General features: G+C 37.8%; 1 protein-coding gene. It reads left to right on the top strand.

Features of this window, described 5'->3' with window-relative positions; all coding sequences use genetic code 11:
- A partial coding sequence (locus KEM10_RS23805; protein ID WP_212220892.1) for a hypothetical protein occupies positions 1–636 on the top strand: 636 nt, incomplete at its 5' end.
- Positions 637–1,015: the final 379 nt, after the last annotated feature.

Genomic DNA, 1,015 nt, shown 5'->3' on the forward strand with positions numbered 1-1,015 from the left:
GCAGCCGAGGAAAGTTTACAGTTTACCAATATTACATGTTCCGTTTTTGATTTTCGGTATTTGGTTGAAGAACATTACTCAAAAGAGGAACCGGGTGTTAGTTCAGAGGTCATGGATGAACTTACCAGGGAATACGGCAATGTTGACCGAAGGACGGTACTCAATATTTCATCGGTGCTTACTCCAATGAAAATTCTTATGGAGCATTCCGATTTGGAGTTTCCATTTGATTACCAAACAGCAAAACAGGCTTTAATCCGCTCTGCAAAACTTACCATATCGGTACAGCACCAGAGCGATGAAGTGGAGCAATACTTTCATGTGCTTCAATCTTTGGTTAATCTGTACAAACTTACCGAGGATGTACATTACAAGATTGTGGTTGGTGAAAACAATAGCAAACAACTTTACCTGAGAGTTGGCTCGATACATGGACTGTACAGGGAACAGGCACGAAAAGAAGGATTGACCACACTTGACCAGGCGGTTGTTGGTGAGTACCTGAAGAAACACCGCTCATTTATAGAACACCGTAGGAAGAATGTATTGTTTGGCAAAAGCCGGACAAGTGCCTACATACTTAATTATGACATGCTCAAAGACCAGGGCATCGAATTGGAAAGGATAACCTTATAAAATAAAACTATGCAGTTTTACTTTAGCTATGGTATTAAAGCAAAAATCGTCCTCATTTCCTCAATCTCTATGAGGATAGATATTAATAGATTGATATTTAATACTATATATTTTTTTACTCTAAAAATAAGTGAGGACGGATGAGGGATGAACGAGGGATAAATGAGGGACGAGTGAGGGAAAAACGGCTCTCGTCCCTCACCTGTCCTCATTGTCCTCAGTTTAGTGCGTTGATAATGTGATATATAAATAAAAAGTGAGGGATGAGGACGGTTTAATAAAAATACCATAGCCCACAGAAAAGCATTAGCTTATTTCTTATTCACATTAATTTAACCTTAAAACAATCAGATATTTAATCTGAATTTTATATTTTTAT

Origin of the sequence: Carboxylicivirga linearis, from assembly GCF_018271995.1 — a bacterium.
Classification (GTDB): Bacteria; Bacteroidota; Bacteroidia; order Bacteroidales; family Marinilabiliaceae; genus Carboxylicivirga; species Carboxylicivirga linearis.